Below are 21959 nucleotides of genomic sequence, written 5' to 3'. Positions count from 1 at the left end.
GTCGAAAAACGCTCGGGTGTGACAAGCACCATAGTATAGCGCCGATCTTGAGCGCCGGACGAGGCGATTTGCGATTACCGCAGCCTTGCGTGCCGGTCGGCCAGCGCCAGCCAGGCGAACGCCGCGGCCATGAGCACGAGGCCGGCAGCATCGAAGGCGATGAATCGGACGATGGAGGCCGCGAGCGCCGCGTGGCCGGCGGGCAGCGACAGGAGAATCCACGATTCGCCGGCAAGACCCACGGCCTGCTGTGCGAGCACGACCGCATAAAGCGCTCGGAAGCGTCGCGGGTTCGCGATGACGGCGGGATAGGTGGCGTTCCACATGAGGAAGGCCACGCCCAGTCCGCGCACCGCGGCGGCACCCGGCACGCCCTCCAGCTCGAAGCCGCCCGCGTGCGCCCCAGGCCACAGCACGAACGACACGGCGCACTGCACGTTCAGCGCGAACACGAGTGCTACGGCAACGCGCGCTGCAAGGCCCGCGGCCCTCCGTGCGCTCGTCGGTTCCTGGTTGCCCATGCCCTGACCTCTTCCGCTCTTGCCCGCCGTGCGACGGCCTGCTCGCGACCGCGCTCTCCGCCAGCGCCGCACCCCGCCGCCGTGCGGCGCTGGGGTGCCCGCACCGTGGAGTGTAGCGCATTCGTCGCCGCGTGCGCTAACGAGCGGTATACTGCTTGCAGACCATCGGCTGAAAGGAAGCGCCCATGACCACCGAACCTGCGCATGCGCGCATCGTGCCCACCGACCATCCGTGCTTCGACGACTTCGTGGCCACCATCGCCGCGCTGCGCGCTCCGGACGGGTGCCCGTGGGATCGCGCGCAAACCCACCAGAGCATCGCGCACAACATGATAGAGGAGGCCTACGAGGCCGTGGATGCCATCGAGTCCGGCGACACGGCGCACCTGCGCGAGGAGCTGGGCGACGTGCTGCTGCAGGTGGTGCTGCAAAGCCAGATAGCGGCCGATGCGGGCGCGTTCGATATCGACGATGTGTGCGCGGACGTGAACGCGAAGATGATTCGCCGCCACCCGCACGTGTTCGGAGAGGCGCGCGCCGACAACGCCTCAGAGGTTCTGGACCTGTGGGACCAGGTGAAGCTGGCCGAGCGCTCCTCCCAGAGTGCGGCGGATCCCACCGTACCGGGCGCTACGGCTCCCCGCACCGAGACCGGAAACGCTTCGGCGCCGGCTGCTGCGACGGGCACCGGGGCCTCGGGCTCCGGTGCGACGGCGGGTGCCGCAGCTTCAGTCGCCGGCGCAGCCGACCAGGCCGCGCGACGCGAGGGCCTGCTCGACGGCGTGCCCACGAGCTTCCCCGCGCTCATGCAGGCGCAGAAGGTGTCGCGCAAGGCCGCGTCCGCCGGCTTCGAGTGGGACACGCTCGACGACGTGTGGGAGAAGGTACGCGAGGAGGTCGACGAGCTGCGCGCCGCCTACGCTGTCGCACCGAAGGCCGCGAACGGCAAGGTCGATGCCGGTGTGGCCGAAGGAGACGCGGCTGCGGCCGAGCAGGCGGCGGCCAGCGTGGAGGACGAGTTCGGCGACGTGCTGTTCTCGCTGGTGCAGGTGGGCCGCCATATGGGCGTGGATGCGGAGAACGCGCTGCGCGCCTCGTGCGGCAAGTTTCGACGCCGCTGGTCGTTCATGGAGGGTGCGGCTTGGGCTCGGGGCACGACGGTCGACGCGCTCGCGCCCGACGAGCGCGAGGCCCTGTGGCAGCAGGCCAAGGCCCGCGAGCGCGCATAGCCTCGCTTTGCGCGGTGAGCCCCAGCTGCATCCACCACGCGCCATCTCTCTGCGCGCCCACCCGACCGCCTAAACGAATCTTTGCAGGTCGTGCGATGGCGTCCGGCTCCCGCAAGCGCTAAACTATACGTCCGACATCATATTTCGCTTGAGAAGGCGAGGAGGGCGATGCGACCTGCATGGGAACTTGGAATCGCAAAAGGCTCGTCGGCGCAAGAAGAAGACGCGGGGGGGGGGGCTCATCCCCGGTTTCTGACCACGACGCACTTTCGGGGCTGCTGAGCAGGAGCGGGTTCAACGAGTGCGTGCGAACGCTCGTGGACGGCCACCCCAACGAGTCGTACCTGCTCGTGTACGGCGACATCGACCGCTTCAAGGTCTATAACGACCTGTTCGGGACGCCTGCAGGCGACCGCCTTCTTGCGGACATCGGCGCTATGATCCGCGACCTCATGCCTGCGGGCGCGGTGGCCGCTCGTCTGCGCGCCGACCATTTCGTGTGCTGCTGCCCACGTTCCTCGTTCGATCCCGACCGCATGCTCGCCGGCCTCGACTCGTGGTTCTCCTCCTACCGCGAGGACTTCACGTTCTTCGTGCGCCTGGGCATCTTCCCTATCGACGATCCCTCCCTCGACGTCAGCCTCATGTGCGACCGCGCGCTGCTGGCGCTGCGCTCCGCGAAGAGCGGCTACGCGGGAAGCAAGTACGTGTTTTACGACGAGAAGCTGCGCTCATCGGTGCTCAAGGAGCAGGAGCTTGCCGGCGAGATGATCGCGGCGCTCGAGGGCGGCCAGTTCGTGCCGTATTTCCAACCGCAGTACCGCTACGCCACGGGGCGCATGATAGGCGCCGAGGTGCTGGCGCGCTGGAACCATCCGACCAAAGGGCTGCTGGGCCCGTTGGAGTTCATCCCCGTGTTCGAGCGCAACGGCCTCATAGCCACGTTCGATTACTATATTTGGGATCAGGCGTGCCGCAGCCTGCGCGCGTGGATCGACGAGCGCGGCATCCAGAGCGCGCCCCGCTTGTCGGTAAACCTGTCGCGCGCCGACATCTACCGGTCCGACCTATGCACGTACCTGGAGGGTCTCGTCGAGCGCTACGCCGTTCCCGCGGACCTGCTGCACCTGGAGATCACGGAGAGCGCGTACATGGAGGCGCCCGAGCAGCTCATAGGCGTCGTCATGAGGCTGCGCGACGCCGGCTTCATCGTGGAGATGGACGACTTCGGCAGCGGATACTCGTCGCTCAACACGCTGAAAGACGTGCCGGTGGACGTGTTGAAGCTGGATATGGGCTTTCTCGGCGCGAGCGCCAGCTCGCGGGGCGGAATCATTCTCGCGTCGGTCGTGCGTATGGCACGCTGGCTCGACCTGCCCATCATCGCCGAGGGTGTGGAAACGAAGCAACAGGCTGCCTACCTGGCCAGCGTCGGCTGCGACTACATGCAAGGCTACCTGTTCTCGAAACCGGTCGACCGGGATACGTTCGAGAAGCTGCTCGAGGGCACGGCTGTCGAGGGCCTTGCACACCCGTTTGCGGAAAGCCTGCAGGACGGGGCCGCGGAGTTCTGGGATGCGGACTCTCGGCTAACCCTCATCTTCAACGGCTATACCGGGCCGGCGGCCATTGCCGAGTACGATGGGGAGGTGTGCGAGCTCATCCGCATCAACGGTGAGTTTGCCTGCATGCTCGACATCGTCGATGACGAGGTGTCGGCGGAGCTTGTGCGCAAGAACTTCCTGGGCGTGCTGCAGCAGGAGGACCGCGCTTCGCTGGAAGAGGCCCTGCAGGCGGCGGGCGAGGGCGACGCGGTGTGCGAGCTGCGTTACCGCAGCGCTGCCGGCAAGGGCCGCTGGCTTCGGCTTCACTTGCGCCCGCTCTCGCGCACGGGCAGCGTGATCAGCCTGTACGTGCTGGCCGAGGAAACGACCGAGGAGCAGGCTCTGCGTGACCGCATGGCGGCCACGCGCGATTCCATTCCCGGTGGCCTGCTGTTGTACGAGGTCACCGACGACGGCGCCCGCCTGATCGATTTCAGCGATGCGTGGGCCGAGTTGTGCGGGTGCGAGCGTGACGAGTGTCTCCGCCGGGTGCGGGACGACGCGATCGCCGTGGTGTGCGACGACGATCGATGGATCGTTGAAGAAGCCTTTCGGAAACTGCAGTCGGGGTCGCGGCTTGCGTCGTGTACGATGCGGGTGAACAAGGGTGACGGCGGCTTTTTCTGGGCGCACGTGTCCATGTCGACGGCTTATCGCGCCGATGACTGCCTGTATGTGGTGGCGGTGGTTATCGATGTGACGAAAGAGCGGGAGAACGAGCAGCGGTTACGCCGCCAAAACGAGGCCCAGCAGCAGCTGTACGACGCCATACCCTGCGGAATTGTGCGCTATACCGTGGACGACGGCCAGCATATCGTCTCGATAAACAAGAAGGGCTGCGAGCTGCTGGGCTACCGCAACATGGGAGAGTTTATCGCCTCTTCGGGCGACAACGCGCTCATGCCCATCCATGCGGACGACGTGCCGCGTCATTGCGCTGCCATCGAGCGCCTGAGGAACGGCTCGAAGCCCCTCGACTTCGCGTACCGCTACTATCGCAGCGACGGTACCGTTGGCTGGCTAGAGGGGACGTCGGCGTACGAGCTGGGTCCGGAGGGCGAACCGATGATCCAGAGCGCCTTCCTCGACGTGTCCGGTCGACGCCAGAAAAGCTACGAGCTCGATCTGCAGCGTTTCACGAAGGTGCTGTGCTCGGTATACGACGAGATATTCGAGTTCGAAAGTCTGGACGGCCGGTTCCGCGTGCTGTATTCCGCGATGAACCCCGAATCGATCGGCATCGTGCTCCCGCTTGACGAGGCGCTTGAGCGGTGGATGGCGCGCATTCCCGATGGCGTGGAGCGCGCCGGCCTGCGCAAAACCTTTGAAGAATGCCGTGCCAGCGCCAGCGGCGAGCCGACTGCTTGCACGTACAAGATCTCGAAAGGCGACAACGCCGTCTGGTGCCAGAGTACGTTCATTCGCGTGTCCGACTCCAGCATGCTGTGTTGCAACAAAGATGTCACGGAGGGCCTGGCCGCCGAGGATCGCAGGCGGGCGTGGCAAGACGAGCGTTACCGGCTGCTCACCGAGATGACGAACAAGATGAGCTTCGACTACGATTCCGACACCGACACGGTCCTGCTGTATATCGATCGTACGGGCGACGGCGTCGAAGCGCAGGTCATACCGCATTACTTGGAAAAGCTCGCCAGCACGCGCAGCGGCGTGGTGCATCCCGACGATATGGACGACGTGCGCAGGATGTTCGAAGATGCCCGGGCCGGTGCTGCCGAGGTAAGCACGGAATATCGGGCAAACTATTACGGTCACGGCTACGCGTGGTATCGCGCGAACCTGTTCGTCGCGCACGACAACGCGGGCGCTTGGCACCTCGTGGGGCTCATCGAGAACATCGAGGACGAGCGCGACCTGCGCTACCGTGCCGAGAACGATGCCACAACGGGTCTGAGCAACCATGCGGCCACGCAAGACCTGGTAGCGGCGGCGCTCGCGAACCTCGCCGTCCGCGAGCACAGCGTGTGCGTGGTGCTGGACATCGATGACTTCAAGGCGGTAAACGACAACTCCGGCCACATGGAAGGCGATGCGCTGCTGCGCAAAGTGGGCCTGGTGCTGCGCTCGAGCTTCCGCGAGAGCGACGTCATCGGCCGCGTAGGCGGCGACGAGTTCGTGCTGCTGCTGAAAGAGGTGGACATGGATGTGGTGCTGCGCAAGCTGAACCAGGTGCGGGCTCGGATATCTGCCACGACGGTGCCCGGACTGGGCCACGCCCCCACCCTAAGCGTGGGCGTGTATGCTACCTGTTCCGACGACCTCACGTACCGCGACGTGTTCACCCGTGCCGATGAAGCCCTCTACCAGGCGAAACGTGCTGGAAAGAACCAGATCCAAGTCTACGGCTCTTAGCGTCCATCTGCTCCCTGCCGGCAGTGCGCCCGTCGGCCCTCGCGTCCGCACCCTCCCGGCAGCATGCCGGTCTGACCCTGCCATCCTGCGCATTCGCGGCGGTCGTGCCCGTGCCGGCCCTCCCGTCCCCGCTCGTTTTTCCGCCGAAACCCCTTGACCTTCGACTTGGTTCAGGCCGTAAGGTGAGGTCAGCTTTTCAAACTGCAAGGGGAAAGGGAGGCTCATCATGGAGAAGCAGGACAACGGGGAGATCCGGGCGAACGAGGCCGGGCAGGAGGCCGACGAGGCCGTGCGCGCCGCCGGCGCGCCGAGGCGCGGCATGGACCGCCGCAACTTCCTGAAGGGTGCGGCGCTGTCCGCCCTGGGCGTGGCGTCGGCGGGCGCGCTGGCGGCCTGCGCGCCGCAGCAGAACGGCGGCAAGGCGGCGGATGCGTCCGACGGCGCGAAGGCCGGCGAGGACGAGCCGTTCAAGGCCGAGGAGACGGTGGACGCCGACGTGGTGGTGGTCGGCTGCGGCGCAGCCGGCTTCATGGCGGCGCTGCGCGCGTCGAAGGGCGGCGCGCACGTGGTGGTGCTGGAGAAGGGCGACAGCATGGCGGCCCCGAACGGCATCTACGTGTCCGGCCCGTTCGCCGTGGGCACCGACGTGCTGCAGAACAAGCCCGGCGGCACCACGCTCACCGTGGACGACGCGTTCTACCATGTCATGGAGTACTCGCACTGGACGCCGAACCCCGCGCTCATGCGCCGCTGCCTGGAGACGTCGGCCAGCGCCGTGGCCCAGCTCGAGGAGATCGGCTACACGTTCGAGGAGAAGAACTTCCGCTTCGAGACGCCGTTCATGGGCGAGAAGGGCGGATTCCACGCCATCACGAACGCCTCCGACGAGCGCGCGAAGCTGTGGGAGCAGGCGCTGGCCGACCACAACGTGGACGTGCGGTTCTCCACGGCCCTCGTGTCGCTGGCCACCGCCGACGACGGCTCCGTGACCGGGGTGAACGCCGTCGAGAAGGACAAGAAGAACATCACGTTCAACGCCAAGGCGACCATCTTGGCGGCGGGCGGCTACCTGGGCAACCGCGATTTGCAGGAGCGCTTCCTGCACACGCGCAAGCTCAACGTGGCGCGCGGCGGCGACTCCATCTGCACGGGCGACACCATCCTCGCGGCCGAGAAGGCCGGCGCCGCGCTGGAGAAGACGTACGGCTACTGCCCCTGCGAGTACGGCGGCACGCACGCTGACGCGTCGCGCCCGGCCAAGCAGGACAAGTTCGACCAGAATACCGCGTTCAAGTTCGGCCTGTACGGCTGCCTCTTGGTGGACGCCGAGGGCAAGCGCTTCATCAACGAGGGCCTGCTGTGCGACTATCCCATGAGCTACGGCTCCGAACAGATCCTCAAGAACTCGCCGTGGTACGCCGTGGTCGACCAGGCCTACGTGGACGCCATGAGCACGCAGGGCCTCTACAACTACACCACGGCGAAGGGCGCTACCGAGGACACGTGGTTCATCGGCAACTACTTCAAGGACCGCATCCTCGAGAACCTGCCCGCCGACATCGAGGAGGGCATCAAGGAAGGCTGGTGCTTCAAGGCCGACTCGCTGGAGGAGCTTGCCGAGCACTTCGGGCTTGACGAGCTGCCCCAGACGGTGGCGCGGTACAACGAGTTCTGCGATGCCGGCGCCGACGCCGAGTTCGGCGCGAACCCGTGGTACCTCTCGAAGGTGGCCACGCCGCCGTTCTACGTGACCGAGAACGAGCCGAGCGCCTGGAGCACGTTCGGCGGCGTGCGCATCGACGACTGCTGCCGCGTGCTGTCCGCCGAGACGAACGACCCCATCCCCGGGCTCTTCGCCGCCGGCACCGACGCGGGCAGTCTGTACTACTCGCCCTACTACGACATCCCCGGCTACTGCTACGGCCTGTGCATCGACTCCGGCTACATCGCCGCCGAGGAAGCCGTGGCCGCGCTCAAGGCGTAGGGTTTCACCAACTCCGAACGGCCCCGGCGGCGCACCCCCCCCCTGAGCCGCCGGGAACCTCTCCGACCGCCCCGCCGCTTTTCCTCCCTCCAACGGCGGGGCAATCTTATTTCACCGGGGCGAACAGGGTCTCGATGTCGCTGCCGTTCCCGTCAAGGTTCAGAAACGACGGGAACAGGATAACGTCACCCCGCAGCTCGTAGCCGTGGTCGTCCAGGTAGACGAACAGATCTTCGAACGTCTCCTTGCGCACGCTCTCCGCCCGTGTCACGCGGCGCCGGAACCGCACGCATTTCCCCAGGCACAGGCGGTTCACGTGCGTGCGGTCGACCCCCTCCAGCCGGTGCTCTTCGCTCTCGGGCATGGCGATGACGTAGTTGGGGTCCACTGCGTCGCCCGGCGCGTCGAAGTCGCGCTTGGCGATGATGCGCGCGCAGCTGGTGATGCTGAGCAGGTTGTAGAACAGCGCGATCTCCCGCTCGTTTTCAACCGAAACGCCGAAGTCGCGTCCCACCGACGCGCTCACGTACAGCTGGTCGGGCGCGTCCACGAGCGTGAAGGCCGCCCGGCCGCCCCCGTCGACCAGCGCGAGCGCGCTTTCGATCTTCGCCAGCCGGTAGCGCAGCAGGTCGGCCTCGCGGCGCAGCTTCGCCTGCTGGTCCTCCAGAGAGCGCTTGAACTCCTCGGTGCCCTGCTCGGCATCCAGCATGGCCACGGCCTGCTCCACGGTGAACCCGTACTGCAGCAGCACGCGGAACGCGTTTGCGCGGAAGGCGTCCTCGGGCGAGAACACCCGGTAGCCGTTCTCCTCGCGGCGCGTGGCCAGCAGGCCGTGCTTCTCGTAGAACCTGATCTTCGACGGCGGCAGACCCGTCATTGCCGCAAACTCCTTGATGCGGTACATGCGAACCCCTCCCTCGCGCCAGCGTGCCGGCGGTCGTTCCCTGCGTGCAGCATACCATCCGCCCCTCCTTCAGGCATCTGGTGATTTGCGCGAGATTGCGCGCGCAAACGCCGCCGCGCGAACCCTTCGCGCTATCATGGGCGCCGAGGAGAGCAACCTTTCGCCAAGGAGCAACAACATGCCAGACGCATCGCAGCAGCGGTCGGACCAGCGGCTCGCCGTGGGGGAGAAGAAGGAACAGCCGCAGGAGCGCCCCCCGTTCAGCGTGACCGACGACCTGCGCGAGCCCATCGACGAGCTGACCCGCCTCAAGGACATGGAGGCGAAGACGCGCGAGATCATCCAGAAGTACCAGGCCGCCATGCGCGAGATGGAGGTGCGCTTCGAGATCCTCGACCAGGACCTCAACCTCAAGAAGCACCGCAACCCCATCCACCACGTGGAATCGCGCATCAAGAAGCCGGCGAGCATCTTCGAGAAGCTGGGCCGCTACGGCAAGGAGCCCACGCTCGAGAACATGGAGCGCTACATCATGGACATCGCGGGCGTGCGCGTGATCTGCTCGTACATCCACGACGTGTACAACCTGCTGGAGCTTTTGCGCAAGCAGGACGACCTCACCATCGTCACCGTGAAAGACTACATCGCCGACCCCAAGCCCAACGGCTACCGCAGCCTGCACGTCATCGTGCGCATCCCCGTGTACTTCCTGGACAACAAGGAGCTCATCCCCGTGGAGGTGCAGCTGCGCACCATTGCCATGGACTTCTGGGCCAGCCTCGAGCACGACCTGAAGTACAAGGCCGTGAGCGAGGTGGAGGGCATCGACTCCTACGACGAGCTGAAGGACTGCAGCCGCATCATCGAGGACGTGGAGGCCCGCATGCAGATTCTCGCCGGCGCCCTCGAGGTGGACGACTAGCAGGCGCCGCAGCCGCCCGCGCTCGCACGTTCGAGCGCACCCTTCCGAACGTGCGCGCTCGCTTTCCCCCAGAACGCTTTCGCGCGCCCCCCCATAACGCGAACAGACCCCGCATCGCAGGGCCTGTTCGCGAAAGAAAAGGGGAGGCTAGTTGTCGAAGTTCTCCGAGAAGCGCGCGATCTGGGCGTTCTCCTTGAGCACGGCCACGCTCTGCGGCTGCTCGATGCGGCGGAAGAAGAAGCGCAGGTAGTGCGCCAGCACGTAGGCCACCATGATCGTGGCCAGCGCAACCTCCACGTAGAACACCACGTCGAAGGCGAAGGGAAGCGCTACGCCGTTCGCTCGGAAAAATGCCGTGCCCTGGCCGAGCGCCGTGGCCGTTATGACGAAGGGGAACGTCATGGCCGCGTAGCTGGGGTAGAACTTCAGGCGCAACAGGTGCGGCAGGCGGGAGAGCACCACCAGGAACAGCACCTGGGCCAGCACCATCATCACGCTCACGAGCAGGGCGTTCGGCGCGTCCGTCACGGCCAGGTAGCCTACGATGGACAGGCTCATGGGGGCGGTGTAGATGCAGAACAGCGGGCGCGCGCCCTCGGGCACCTCGTGCTTGGCGTAGCGGTACGTCACCAGCACCAGCAGCGCCGCGTAGCACGCGAAGCCGAACCAGAAGATAGCCTGGCCCAAGGCCTGCATCCCGAACACGGGCGACGTGACCGAGGCCACCACGATGCCCACATAGCAGATGAAGTAGGTGGGGAACACCTCGTGCAGCTTGAACGGGCGGAAGAAGCGCACCGTGAACCACACGATGAGAGCCAGGTGCGCCATCGTGGCCGCCACCCAGAGCGCGAACGCGGGGCCGAAGGCCAGCGGCGCCAGGTAGTTGGAGAACTGCATAAGCGTCATGAACACGGTGCCGCTGACGCTGGCCATGATGGAGTTATGCAGATCGTCGCGGATAAGCTGGGGAAACATGACCGCCTTCGCCGCCAACAGCACGATGAGGAACAGCGCGACGGCGCCGCAGAGGATATGGATGCCCTCGTAGGCCGGCTGCAGCAGGTTGCCCAGCGCCGTGAGGGCAAGGGCGACGCCCGCCGTGGGAATGGGTACTTTCTCTATGATGTCGCGCATGGTCACGTGCCTTTCAATGCCGTCCTTAGATTTGCTTAGACGCATTCTGGCATGCTCCTATCAAAAAGAAAAATTATATATCGTTATGCGTTGATAACTATATATAATAGATTGTCGATCGCTTGGCACTTCTGCGCAGTAAAAGGGCAGGTGATGTGCGCCGTTATGACGCCGACGATACCGCGCCCGTCGTGCGAGCACAAGCAACGAAAGGATTACCATGCAAGATTTCCGCATGAGCACGTTCTTGAGCGTGTGCCGAACGTTGAACTACACCCGGTCGGCGGCGGAGCTCAATATCACGCAACCCGCCGTGTCGCAGCACATCGCTTATCTGGAGAAGGCGTACGGCGCGAAGCTGCTCTCCTACCGCGGCAAGAAGCTCGCGCTCACGCCGGCGGGCGAGCTGCTGCGCGACGCCGCGGCCACCATGGCGCACGACGAGGCCACGCTGCGCGACGCCATCGCCGCGTTGGCTGGGCCGCGCCGCCGCCTGCGGCTGGGCATGACGCTCACCGCCGGCGAGTACGTGCTGGCGGAGCCGCTGGCGCACTACCTGGTGGATCATCCCGAGGTGCAGGTGCGCATCGCCTCGTCCGACACCGAGCGCTTGCTGGCGCAGCTGCATGCCGGCGAGATCGACTGCGCGCTCGTAGAGGGGTTCTTCGACAAGAGCGCCTACGACTGGCGCGTGTTCGCCACCGAGCACCTCATGGCGGTCTGCGCTCCCGACGCGCCGCTTGCCGGCGTGAAGGAGCCCCAGCGCTTCGAGGACCTGCTCGACCAGCACATCCTGGTGCGGGAGCGCGGCTCCGGCACGCGCGCCGTGCTCGAGCACGCCCTGGCCGCCCGGAACCTTTCGGTGGACAGCTTCGCGCGGGCGACGGAAGTGGAGAGCGTCAACATCATAAAGCAGTTCGCTGCCAGCGGCTACGGCATCGCCTTCCTCTACGGCGCCGCCGTGGTCTGCGAGCTCGAAGCTGGCACGCTCGCGCGCATCCCGTTGGCAGGCCACCTCATCGAGCACGACATCACGTTCATCCGCCCCAAGGGCAGCGTGTTCGGAGACGAGTACGCCCGCCTGTTCGACGACCTGCGCTCGGTGTGAGGCCGCGAGCATCCTGTGCGAAATTTCCGCTTGACTTCGAGTGCGCTCCAAGTTCTATGATGGTCGGGCAATCCTGACGAGAGGAGACCCCCATGAGGCCCGATTTGGAATCCACGCCGAAGCTCGGCTTCGGCTGCATGCGCTTGCCGCTGCTCGATCCCGCCGACCAGCAGAGCATCGACCTTGCGCAGCTCGAGCAGATGGTGGATGCGTTCCTGGAAGGCGGCGGCACGTACTTCGACACGGCGTTCGTCTACCACGAGGGCGCCTCGGAGAAGGCGCTTGGCCAAGCGCTCGTGGCGCGGCATCCGCGCGAGTCGTTCACCATCGCGACGAAGTGCCTGGCGTGGGCCATCGGCAGCGCCGAGGAGGCGAAGTCCAACCTGGGCACGTCGCTTGAGCGCCTGGGCACCGACTACATCGACTTCTACCTGCTGCACAACGTGGGCGGCCCGCGCACGGCCAAGTTCGACGAGTACGGCATGTGGGACTTCGTGCGCGAGCAGAAGGCGGCCGGCCGCATCCGCAACTGGGGCTTCTCCATGCACGACGGCCCCGAGGCGCTCGACGCGCTGCTCGAGGCGCACCCCGACGCCGACTTCGTGCAGCTGCAGGTGAACTATCTGGATTGGGAGAACCCGGTCACGCGGTCGCGCGCCTGCATGGAGGTGGCCGCCAAGCACGGCGTGCCCGTGGTGGTCATGGAGCCCGCGCGCGGCGGGCGGCTGGCCGAGCTGCCCGAGCAGGTGGCCGCGCCGCTTTTGGCGTGCCGTCCCGACCTGAGCATGGCTTCATGGGCGTACCGCTTCTGCTACAACCTGCCGAACGTGCTCACGGTGCTCTCGGGCATGTCCACGATCGAGCAAACGCGCCAGAACGTGGCCGAGTTCCGGGCGAGCGCGCCGTTCTCGCCCGAGGAGGAGCGCGCGCTGGCCGAAGCGCGCGAGATGCTTGAGAAGCTGGCCGCCGTGCCCTGCACGAACTGCCGCTACTGTGTGAAGGACTGCCCGCAGGGCGTGGCCATCCCCGAGATCATGAGCCTGCTGAACCTCGAGCTCATGACCGGCAACCGCGCCTTCGCGAAGGGCCTCTACTCGTGGCAGGCCGTGAAGCCGGCCTCGGAGTGCATCGCCTGCGGTGCCTGCGAGTCCATGTGCCCCCAGAGCATCGACATCGTCCGTCAGCTGGAAACGGCAGCCGAGCACTTCGAGTAGGGCCGGCGATCCAGGGGCTTGACCGACCGAGAGCCCTTGCCTGGTCGGGGAGGGGCGCGCCTGCATTTTCTTCCCGCTTTGAAACCTGCCTGCGCCGCCCCGGTCTCGGAGGCCGGGGCTCGCCTGCGCCCTCCCGCTCGTCCCAAGCCTGTTTGCGCCGCTTCGGTCTTTCCGTTGACGCTCGAAACACCCCTAGCTGTCAAAAACGGTCTGGTTTGGCAATCATCATCGCCATGAAAAGGGTGCTGTGCGAAGGCGTGCGCGCATTTTCCCTGGTCGCGTGAGTGCACGGCGAAGGGCATCTGATATCAGGATTGCCAAACCGGTCGTTATTTGGCATAGGCGGCCGAAAAAGTGTCATCCCCCCGTGGAGCGCCCCCCCATCGGCCGGATTGGGCGCGTGGAACGCTGCGCTGTTCCGCGCGAAGTCGCCCCCCTCGTGGAGTTCTTCGCGCACGGCTACCCTATGACCCGCGGCAGCAGCAAATGGCGAGGCGGCGGCGGGAGGAGCGCTTTATGATCCCTTTGCCTGTCCTTGATCCCGTCTTTGCCTGATCTTGGGAGCATCTTTACGTGCGCCTGAACCCGCTTTTACCTGCCTTTCGTAGCATGGTCTGCAACGCGCCGAGCAATCGGCGGCGCGGCAACGAGACAACACTCCGGCGCTAAGGCCGGGAATGCGAAAGGATGGGTCGAATGGCAGACGGGTACCTGAGCAGGCGGCAGTTCGTGGCCGGCGGAGCGGCTGTGGCATTGGCGGGCATGTTCGGCGTGATGACGGGCTGCACGGCCGGGGGGTCGGGCGCGGCGGCGGGCGCGGCCGACCCGCAGTCCGGCAACGGCGGCGGCGCGGGCGACGGCTCGTCCGAGCCGATCACGTTCGTGTGGCTGCCGGACAACTCCTCGTCGGACATGACGTCGTCGCGCGAGGCCATCGGCGCAGCCATCCTGGCGGCCTGCGGGCGCAAGGCCGAGCTTCTGACCACCACCGACTACAACGTGGCCATCGAGGCCATCGCCTCGGGCAAGGCGCAGATGGCGCTCCTCGGCCCCGAGGGCTACGTGCAGGCCAACAAGAAGAACTCCGCCGTGCAGGCGGCGTTCACGAACAGCGACGAGGACGGCGGCCTGGACGGGGCGTGCTACTACAGCCGCATCTGCGTGCGCACCGAGGACGCCGACGCGTACAAGAGCGGCAGCGGCTACTCCATCGAGGGCATCAAGGGCGGGTCGTTCTCGTTCGTGTCCGCCACCTCCGCGTCGGGTTTCAAGGTGCCTTCGAGCGGCATCGTGGAGGAGTTCGACCTGGACAGTTCCGACGTGCTCTTGGAGGCGGGCGGCTTCTTCAGCGAGGTGTTGTTCGGCAACTCGCACGTGGGCTCGGTGGTGAACCTGCTCTCGGGCGACGCCGACGCTGCCGCGTTCGACGACGTCGACGTGGACATGTACCTGGACCTCGTGTCCGGCGAGCCCAACAGCGTGGGCGCGGTGTACCAGGCCAAGGCCGACGCCGAGGCGCCCATGGACACCGTGCGCGGCAAGCAGTTCACCATCATCGCCGTCACGCCGGTGCTGAACTCGCCTTTCTGCTTCAACGAGGACGCCATTTCCGAGGAGGACCGCACGAAGATCGTCGACCACTTCTGCTCGGACGCGGTGGCCAACGACCCGGCCATCTTCGTCGATCCCGAGGATGAGAACGCGAAGGGCCTGTTCGAAAAGGATTCCGACAAGACGTGCTTCGTGAAGACCGACGACGCGTGGTACGAGCCCATCCGCAAGCTGGGCGGGGCCGCGTGATGGCCGAGCCTCTGCTGGCGGTGCGGGGCCTGACGAAGAGCTACGACGGCTGGTCGAAGGCGCTTGACGGCGTGTCGATGGAGGTGGCGCGCGGCGAGTTCGTGTCCATCATCGGCTCGTCGGGCGCGGGCAAGTCCACGCTGCTGCGCTGTGCGAACCGCCTCGTCGATCCCACCCAGGGTACGGTGGCGTTCGACGGCTGCGACGTCACGCGCGTGAAGGGCCGCGAGCTGCGCCAGGTGCGCCGCCGCATCAGCATGATCTTCCAGCACTACAACCTGGTGTACCGCGCCACGTCCATCGAGAACGTGCTGCAGGGCCGCCTGGGCTACAAGTCCACGGCGGCCGGCGCGCTCGGGCTGTTCTCGGAGGACGAGAAGCGCCGTGCGTTCGAGGCGCTCGACCAGGTGGGCCTGGCCGACTTCGCCTACACGCGCACCGACCAGCTGTCCGGCGGGCAGAAGCAGCGCGTGGGCATCGCCCGGGCGCTCGTGCAGGACCCGTTGCTCATGCTGGCCGACGAGCCCATCGCCAGCCTCGACCCGAAGTCGTCGCGCACGGTCATGGAGCACCTGCGCTGGGCGGCCGACGAGCTGGGCATCGCGTGCCTCGTGAACCTGCACCAGGTGGATTTCGCGTTGGAGTTCTCCGATCGCATCGTGGCGCTCAAGAGGGGCCGGCTCGTGTTCGACGGATCGCCGTCCCAGCTCGACGAGGCCGCCATCGCCGCTATCTACGAGACGGATGAGGGCGATGGCGAAGGGGTTGGCGGCGACGCGGGCGGTGCAGGTGGTGCGGGGGCTGCGGGCGCACCGGCATCGGGCGGTCCCGGCGATATCACTGGCGCCGCGCCCGTGGCGGGAGAGGCCGCATGATGGAGCGCACATTGCGGCCGTCGGGCCTGATCGCTGGCTTGCGCGGTGGAAAGGCTCAGCGGCGCGGCCAATACGACGCGTCCTTCTTCGTCCGCCGCACCGCGTCCCTCGTAGTTGCGGCGCTCGTGTTCGTGGCGCTCGGCGCGCTGTCGGGCACGTACGTCGGATTCGATTTCGTGCAGGCAATCCTCGACGTCCCGGGCGGGTTCGCGTGGATGGCCGCCCAATTCGCCCCCTCCCTCCCTTCCCTTGGCAAATTGGGCACCATCCTTCCCGCCTTGGGTTCGACGATCCTCGCCTCCATCGCTTCCAGCTGCACGGCGGCGGTGTTGGCCTATATAGTCGCAGTGCTCGGTTCGCGTACGGTGGGGGTGGGGGGACCCGTTCCCCTCATCGTGCGCGGCATCGCGTCGCTCTTCCGCAATATCCCGGTGGTGGCCTGGGCTTTCATTTTGCTGTTCTCGTTCAAGCAGAGCGAGTTCACCGGGTTCTTCGCCCTGTTCCTCACCAGCTTCGGCTACCTGACGCGCTGCTTCCTGGAAAGCATCGACGAGATGGGCTCCGGGCCGGTGGAGGCGCTGCGGGCGGCGGGCGCCACGTACGGCCAGATCGTGGTGCAGGCCGTCATTCCGATGAGCATCACGTCGGTGGTCAGCTGGGTGCTCTACATGATTGAGACGAACATCCGCGACGCCACCCTCATCGGCCTGCTCACCGGCACGGGTATCGGTTTCGTGTTCGACGTGTACTACAAGAGCTTCCGCCACGACGTGGCCGGCTTGGTGATACTCGTCATCATCCTGGCCGTGGTGGCGTGCGAGCTCGCCTCGAACTTCGTGAGGAGGAAGATCCTGTGACGGGCTGTGCAGACAAGATCGCGGCCGAAGCCGCCGCGGCCTCCCTGGCGGAGGAGGTGGGCGCGACGCGCAGTATGCCGGCCGACGAGCGCGGCGTCGGCGCTGGCGCGGGTGTCGCGCCGATGCGGGCGAACGGTGCGCGTCTGACCCGGTCGGGCAAGATCAAGGTGCGGGTGCCCAACCCGTCGAACGTGGCGCTGTTCGCCGTGCTGGCCGCTTTGGCGCTGGTGACGGCGTTCGCGCTGGCCACGATGGACTACGGGAAGGTGGCGTTCCCCGCGGCGATGGCGGCCGCGGTGGACGATTTCCTCACCATGATGCTGCAGCCGGGCCTCGGCGGGCACTTCACGCTGCCCGACGTGGTGGAGGGCCTGTTCGTCTCGCTGGCGCTGGCGCTGCTCACCACGTTCATCGGGGCGGCGATCGCCTTCGTGCTGGGGCTTCTGGCCGCGTCCAACCTGTCGAACCGCGCCGCGAGCAACGCCATCAAGGTGCTCATGAGCGTGGCGCGCGCCGTGCCCACCATCCTGTGGGTGCTCGTGTTCAGCGTGGCCATCGGGCTGGGGCCGGAGGCGGCCGTCATCGGCCTGCTGTTCCACAGCGTGGCGTACCTGGTGAAGGCGTACTCGGAGAGCTTCGAGGAAGTCGACGCCGGCGTGATCGAGGCACTGCGCGCCAGCGGCGCGTCGTGGTGGCAGGTGGTGTTCCAGGGCGTGGTGCCCGAGAAGGTGAACGAGATGCTGTCGTGGACGTTCATCCGCTTCGAGATCAACTTCGTGAACGCCGTGGCCGTGGGCGCCGTGGCGGGCGCGGGCGGCATCGGCTACCAGCTGTTCCTGGCGGGGAGCTTCTACTACAACATCCACGAGGTGGGGCTGATCGTGTACTTGTGCCTTGCGGTGGCCGTGGTGCTGGAAGTGGCGGCGACGAAGCTGCGGAAACGGTACTTGGTGCAGCGGTAGGTTCCACCTGCAGCGGGGCCTCGGGCAGCGCCCAGTCGCTCGGCAGTCCTGGCTCGCACGAAACGTCCACTGGACGTTTCGGCTCGTGCGGAACTCGCTTGGTGGGCGCTGCCCGAGGCCCTTCGAGTCGATGGCCTACTGCTCACGCGGGCGTTTCCGCAGATTAGCGGCTGCACGTTATGAGGGGACTGTGGATGACAGGGGGACGTGACAGGGGGAGACCGTGACAGGGGGACGGTTCTCTTGTCGTTGGGGAAAGAGAAGTCGGTTTTGAGACGGACGGAAAGGATTGTTGTGAGTTTGAAGCGATACGAGAGAACGCGGGCGTTGGTGGACGGGGATCCGTCGCTGGCGCGGGAGATTGTGCGGGAGGTGGAAGGCGAGCTGGGCGCGGAGGCGCTCGAGGAGCTCGATGCGCCGCGCGAGGAGCTGGTGATGGTGCAGGTGCGCGAGACGGCGCAGGGCGGCCTGTTCTACCTGGGCGAGGCGCTCATGACGTCGTGCCGGGTGCGCGTGGGCCCGTCCGTGGGACTGGGGCTCGTGCTGGGCAGCGATCGCTGCCGCGCCTACGAGCTGGCCGTGGTGGACGCGGCGTTCGCGGGCGAGGCAGGTGCGCCGCGCGCGGAGCGCTGGGACGGGCGGCTGCGGCAGGAGCTCGCGCGCATCGAGGCCCGCGAGGCGGCCGAGGCGCGCCGCGTCGCCACGACGAAGGTGGACTTTTCGACTATGAAGGTGGAAGCATGATGATAAGGGAAGATGCCGAGCTGCACCGGGCGCAGCGGGCGTTCCGAAGCGTGCTCGACGCGTTCGCACGGCCCGGCACCGTGCAGAGCATCGAGCTGGCGCCCGGCAACCCGGCGCGTCCGGCCGCGCTCGACGCCGCGCTCGAGGCGGCCACGCGGCTGTTCGTGGATCAGGCGGTGACGTTCTGCGTTGCCGATTCCGAGACGGACGCGACGACCGCCTACCTGACGAGCGAGACGCATGCGCGCCGCGCGCCCCTGCGCGATGCCGACTTCGTGGTGGTTCCCGCCCGTGCCGACGCGCAGACGGCACGCGAGGCGGTGGCCGAAGCGTGCCGCGGCACGCTGACCTCGCCCGAGAAGGGCGCGACCGTGCTCATGGGCTGCGCCCGTCTGGCCGAGGTGCCCGAGGACGGCCAGGTGGCCGAGCCGGCCGTCCATGTGGTGGCGCTGCGCGGCCCGGGCGTGGAGCGCGAGAACCGCTTCGCCGTCGACCGCGCCGACTGGCTGCGTGCCCGCGACGCGCGGGGCGACGAGTTCCCCTGCGGCATCGAGATCGTGCTGGTGGATCCGGACGGCCGCGTGGTCGCCGTGCCGCGCAGCTCCCGCGCGACGTTGCTTGACGTGAAACAATCGGCACAAGGTGGTGCGACAAGGGAACAAATGTTTCACGTGAAACATTCCGAGGCTGCGCCCGGCGAGGCCGTGGAGACCGGCGCTTCGGTCGCAGGCGGCGCGTCCTCCGCTTCCGCCGAGGACCGCGCTTTCTCCGTATCCGCCGCGTCTGCCGTGGGCTGCGCGTCCGCCGCGAAGGAGGTGCGCTAGATGGGCTACGTAGCCGTCCGCGGTGGCGGGAAGGCCATCGAGGAGAGCCTCAAGCTGCTGGAGTACGAGCGCGTGAGCGCGTCGTCCGCCTGGGGAACCGACGAGATCGAGGGCACGTTCCCCGAGCTGGTGGACCAGGTGATGGGCGAGGCATCGCTGTACGCCCCGCGCCTGGCGGCGCTCGCGCTCAAGCAGGCGCAGGGCTCGCCCGACGAGGCCGTGTTCCTGCTGCGCGCGTTCCGCTCCACGCTGGAGCGCCCCTATGTCTCGCGTCCGGTGGACACCGGAGCCATGCGCGTCGCTCGCCGCGTGTCGGCCGCCTTCAAGGACGTGCCCGGCGGCCAGGTGCTCGGCGCCACGCGCGACTACAGCCACCGTTTGCTCGCGTTCGATCTGGAAACGGAAGGTGCCGAGGAGCTGGCCGGGAAGCGCGCCGCGCTGGCCCGCCACTTCGAGGAAGCCGTCGGCGACGCCCCCGAGTCCCCCGCAACCCTTCCTCGCGTGCTCGACTACCTGCGCACCGAGGGGCTCGTTGCGCGCGTGCCTGCCGACGAGGCCCCGCCCGTGGATGCCACCATGGTGCCGCTCGCTTTTCCCGCGCCGCGCTCCGTGCGCTTGCAGACGCTCGCGCGCGGCATGACGCAAGCGGTGGAGGCGCTGGGCTATGCCGCCATTCGCGGGTTCGGCCCGGCGCATCCCACGGTGGGCGAGCTGCGGCAGGGCCACGTGGCGGTGGCCGTGGACGATCCGCTCGAGGCGGGCGGGCCGGACGACGCCTACTACCTGGGCTCGCTCCCCGTGACCGAGGTGGAGAGCGTGTTCGAGGGCGAAGGCGAGGACGGCCTCGCGCTCGACATCGGCTACGGGTGCGTGATCGGCCGCGCCGAGACGAAGGCCATTGCCATGAGCGTGCTCGACCACTGCCTCGAGCATGGCGACGCGCGCTACCCAACGGAAGACGAGGAGTTCGTGCTCTACCACGTGGACGGCGTGGAGGCCACGGGCTTCATCTCGCACCTCAAGCTGCCGCACTACGTGACGTTCCAGTCGAAGCTGTCCAGCGTGCGCGGCACGCGCGGCGACGCGGCTCCCGACGACGACCAAGCCGCCGACCAGGCCGCCATCGCGGCACTGGAAGCGAAGGAGGCGACCGATGCAGCAGCGCTATAACTACGCGTTCTTCGACGAGGCGTCGAAGCGCGAGATCCGCCGCGCTCTCATCAAGGGCGTGTCCATCCCCGGCTATCAGGTGCCCTTCGCCTCGCGCGAGATGCCCATCGGCCGCGGCTGGGGCACGGGCGGCCTGCAGATCACGCTGGCCATCATCGGTCCCGATGACACGCTCAAGGTGATCGACCAAGGCTCCGACGACAGCGTGAACGCCGTTAACATCAAGAAGCTCGTCGTTGACACCACCGACGTGGAGGTGACTGACGACACGGAATCGGCCACGCTCATCCAGTCGCGCCACCGTATTCCCGAGCATCCGCTCGACGAGGGCCAGATCCTCGTGCTGCAAGTGCCCACGCCCGAGCCGCTGCGCAGCTTCGAGCCCAGCGAGGCCGCCACCAAGCGCCTCCATGCCGAAGCCGACTACACCGGCGCATGGCTCGAGCTGTTCGACCAGATCGTGCGGTACGACGCTACCACGACCGGCGCCGACCATCCCGTGCAGGTGTTCGGCCGCTACGTGATGGCCCCGTCGCCCATCCCGCGCTTCGATAACCTGAAGCTTAACCAGGCGCGGCACCTCACGCTGTTAGGAGCCGGCCGCGAGAAGAAGATCTACGCCGTGCCGCCCTTCACCGACGTCGTCCCCCTCGACTTCGAGGACTACCCCTTCGCGGTGGAGCGCTTCGACGGGAAGCGCTGCCGCCGTTGCGGCGCGACGGGCGTCTACCTCGACGAGCTCGTCGACGAAGCCACCGGCGAAACGTACTACCAATGCAACGACACCTCATGGTGCGCGCGTGTCCCACATGGGGACAGTCCCCATGTGGGACATCGCGCGCAGCGACGCGAGGAAGGAGCTCCCCATGCTTGATGCGCAACGATTCGGCGTCGACGAGGAGCCGTGCCTGTCGGTGCGGCACCTGTCGAAGCGCTTCGGGGTGGGATGCCCGCACTGCCTCGGCGCGGTCGCGCAGCTCGAGCGCAACGTGTGCCCGCGGTGCGGCACGGTGCACGCCGTGCGCGATGTGAGCCTCGACGTGTTCCCGGGCGAGATCGTCGGCATCGTCGGCGAGTCGGGCAGCGGGAAGTCGTCGCTCATGAAGTGCCTGTTCTTCGACGAGGAGGCCACGGAAGGAGACGTGCGCGCCCGCCCGTTCGACGGCGGCGCGGCGAACCTGCTGGAACGGTCGTCCCAGCATCAGCGCGCCATCCGAAACACGGTGTTCGGCATGGTGTACCAGAACCCCTACCTGGGGCTGCGCATGGATTTCTCCAGCCTGTCGAACATCGCGGAGCAGATGATCGCCGCCGGCAACCGCCACGTGGGCGCCATGCGCGATCGCGGCAAGGAGCTGCTCGAGCGCGTGAACATCCCGCTCTCGCGCGCCGCCGAGCCGCCGCGCAACTTCTCCGGCGGCATGCAGCAGCGCGTGCAGATCGCCAAGGCGCTGTCGAACAACCCGCCCATCCTCCTGCTCGACGAGGTGACCACGGGGCTCGACCTGTCCGTGCAGGCCGCCGTGCTCGACCTCATCCAGCAGATCCGTCGCGACTTCAACGTCAGCATGCTCGTGGTTAGCCACGATTTGGGCGTCATCCGCATGCTGGCCGACCGCACGCTCGTCATGCTGGACGGGCGCGTCATCGAAAGCGGCCTGACCGACCAGATCTTGGAAGACCCGCAGCACGCCTACACCCAGCAGCTCGTCTATTCGCTTCTGTAGCCCCGAA

18 protein-coding genes are annotated in these 21959 nt (G+C 67.0%); 15 read left to right on the top strand and 3 right to left on the bottom strand.

All coding sequences use genetic code 11. The annotated features are described in order from the left end of the window. Positions 1–74: 74 nt before the first annotated feature. Positions 75–521, bottom strand: coding sequence for a hypothetical protein (locus LB310_RS02625; RefSeq protein ID WP_278804870.1), 447 nt, complete (start codon positions 519–521; stop codon positions 75–77). A 185-nt stretch (positions 522–706) separates the two neighbouring features. On the opposite strand from LB310_RS02625, the gene mazG reads away from it, so the two are divergent. The 3 genes from mazG to LB310_RS02610 all read left to right on the top strand — a co-directional run bounded on the left by mazG (position 707) and on the right by LB310_RS02610 (position 7708). Further along, positions 707–1750: a nucleoside triphosphate pyrophosphohydrolase gene (gene mazG, locus LB310_RS02620; RefSeq protein WP_278804872.1), complete on the top strand. Its 1044-nt coding sequence runs from the start codon at positions 707–709 to the stop codon at positions 1748–1750. A 305-nt stretch (positions 1751–2055) separates the two neighbouring features. Continuing rightward, the gene (locus tag LB310_RS02615) at positions 2056–5724 is read left to right on the top strand and encodes an EAL domain-containing protein (protein WP_301154353.1); all 3669 of its coding nucleotides are present in this window, start codon (positions 2056–2058) and stop codon (positions 5722–5724) included. Between the two features lie 226 nt (positions 5725–5950). Then, positions 5951–7708 (top strand): FAD-binding protein, encoded by a 1758-nt coding sequence (locus tag LB310_RS02610; protein ID WP_278804876.1) that lies wholly within the window; start codon positions 5951–5953, stop codon positions 7706–7708. 106 nt (positions 7709–7814) lie between these two features. Here LB310_RS02610 and LB310_RS02605 read toward each other — a convergent pair whose 3' ends face one another. Then, positions 7815–8612, bottom strand: a complete 798-nt coding sequence (locus LB310_RS02605) for a MerR family transcriptional regulator (RefSeq protein ID WP_278804877.1) — start codon at positions 8610–8612, stop codon at positions 7815–7817. A gap of 178 nt (positions 8613–8790) precedes the next feature. Between LB310_RS02605 and LB310_RS02600 the strand changes: the two genes are divergently transcribed. Further along, positions 8791–9534 (top strand): GTP pyrophosphokinase family protein, encoded by a 744-nt coding sequence (locus LB310_RS02600; RefSeq protein WP_041239583.1) that lies wholly within the window; start codon positions 8791–8793, stop codon positions 9532–9534. A 147-nt stretch (positions 9535–9681) separates the two neighbouring features. Here LB310_RS02600 and LB310_RS02595 read toward each other — a convergent pair whose 3' ends face one another. Further along, positions 9682–10671 carry a TDT family transporter gene (locus LB310_RS02595; protein ID WP_041239582.1) on the bottom strand — a complete coding sequence of 330 codons (990 nt, stop codon included), beginning with the start codon at positions 10669–10671 and terminating at the stop codon, positions 9682–9684. Between the two features lie 220 nt (positions 10672–10891). Between LB310_RS02595 and LB310_RS02590 the strand changes: the two genes are divergently transcribed. From LB310_RS02590 to LB310_RS02540, 11 genes are all read left to right on the top strand, one after another. Next, the gene (locus LB310_RS02590) at positions 10892–11779 is read left to right on the top strand and encodes a LysR family transcriptional regulator (protein ID WP_015540056.1); all 888 of its coding nucleotides are present in this window, start codon (positions 10892–10894) and stop codon (positions 11777–11779) included. A 92-nt stretch (positions 11780–11871) separates the two neighbouring features. Further along, a complete protein-coding gene (locus LB310_RS02585; protein ID WP_278804880.1) occupies positions 11872–12993 on the top strand; it encodes an aldo/keto reductase in 1122 nt (373 codons plus the stop codon). 696 nt (positions 12994–13689) lie between these two features. Continuing rightward, positions 13690–14793: a phosphate/phosphite/phosphonate ABC transporter substrate-binding protein gene (locus LB310_RS02580; protein WP_278804881.1), complete on the top strand. Its 1104-nt coding sequence runs from the start codon at positions 13690–13692 to the stop codon at positions 14791–14793. Beyond that, a complete protein-coding gene (phnC, locus tag LB310_RS02575) occupies positions 14793–15668 on the top strand; it encodes a phosphonate ABC transporter ATP-binding protein (protein ID WP_227115131.1) in 876 nt (291 codons plus the stop codon). The genes LB310_RS02580 and phnC overlap by 1 nt, the downstream gene beginning before the upstream one ends. After that, positions 15665–16525, top strand: coding sequence for a phosphate/phosphonate ABC transporter permease (locus tag LB310_RS02570; protein WP_096227648.1), 861 nt, complete (start codon positions 15665–15667; stop codon positions 16523–16525). The genes phnC and LB310_RS02570 overlap by 4 nt, the downstream gene beginning before the upstream one ends. Next, the gene (locus tag LB310_RS02565) at positions 16522–17487 is read left to right on the top strand and encodes an ABC transporter permease (RefSeq protein ID WP_096227649.1); all 966 of its coding nucleotides are present in this window, start codon (positions 16522–16524) and stop codon (positions 17485–17487) included. The genes LB310_RS02570 and LB310_RS02565 overlap by 4 nt, the downstream gene beginning before the upstream one ends. A gap of 294 nt (positions 17488–17781) precedes the next feature. After that, the gene (gene phnG / locus LB310_RS02560; RefSeq protein ID WP_227115130.1) at positions 17782–18231 is read left to right on the top strand and encodes a phosphonate C-P lyase system protein PhnG; all 450 of its coding nucleotides are present in this window, start codon (positions 17782–17784) and stop codon (positions 18229–18231) included. Beyond that, the gene (gene phnH / locus LB310_RS02555; protein ID WP_096227651.1) at positions 18228–19055 is read left to right on the top strand and encodes a phosphonate C-P lyase system protein PhnH; all 828 of its coding nucleotides are present in this window, start codon (positions 18228–18230) and stop codon (positions 19053–19055) included. The genes phnG and phnH overlap by 4 nt, the downstream gene beginning before the upstream one ends. Continuing rightward, the gene (locus LB310_RS02550) at positions 19056–20225 is read left to right on the top strand and encodes a carbon-phosphorus lyase complex subunit PhnI (RefSeq protein ID WP_301154346.1); all 1170 of its coding nucleotides are present in this window, start codon (positions 19056–19058) and stop codon (positions 20223–20225) included. Further along, the gene (locus LB310_RS02545) at positions 20209–21099 is read left to right on the top strand and encodes an alpha-D-ribose 1-methylphosphonate 5-phosphate C-P-lyase PhnJ (protein ID WP_278804886.1); all 891 of its coding nucleotides are present in this window, start codon (positions 20209–20211) and stop codon (positions 21097–21099) included. The genes LB310_RS02550 and LB310_RS02545 overlap by 17 nt, the downstream gene beginning before the upstream one ends. Next, complete coding sequence (locus LB310_RS02540; protein ID WP_096227654.1) at positions 21092–21952, top strand: ATP-binding cassette domain-containing protein; 861 nt, start codon at positions 21092–21094, stop codon at positions 21950–21952. Before LB310_RS02545 ends, LB310_RS02540 begins: the two co-directional genes overlap by 8 nt. Positions 21953–21959: the final 7 nt, after the last annotated feature.

Source organism: Gordonibacter sp. RACS_AR49, from assembly GCF_030418435.1.
Lineage (GTDB): Bacteria > Actinomycetota > Coriobacteriia > Coriobacteriales > Eggerthellaceae > Gordonibacter > Gordonibacter urolithinfaciens.
This window is presented reverse-complemented; position numbering and strand designations above follow the sequence as displayed.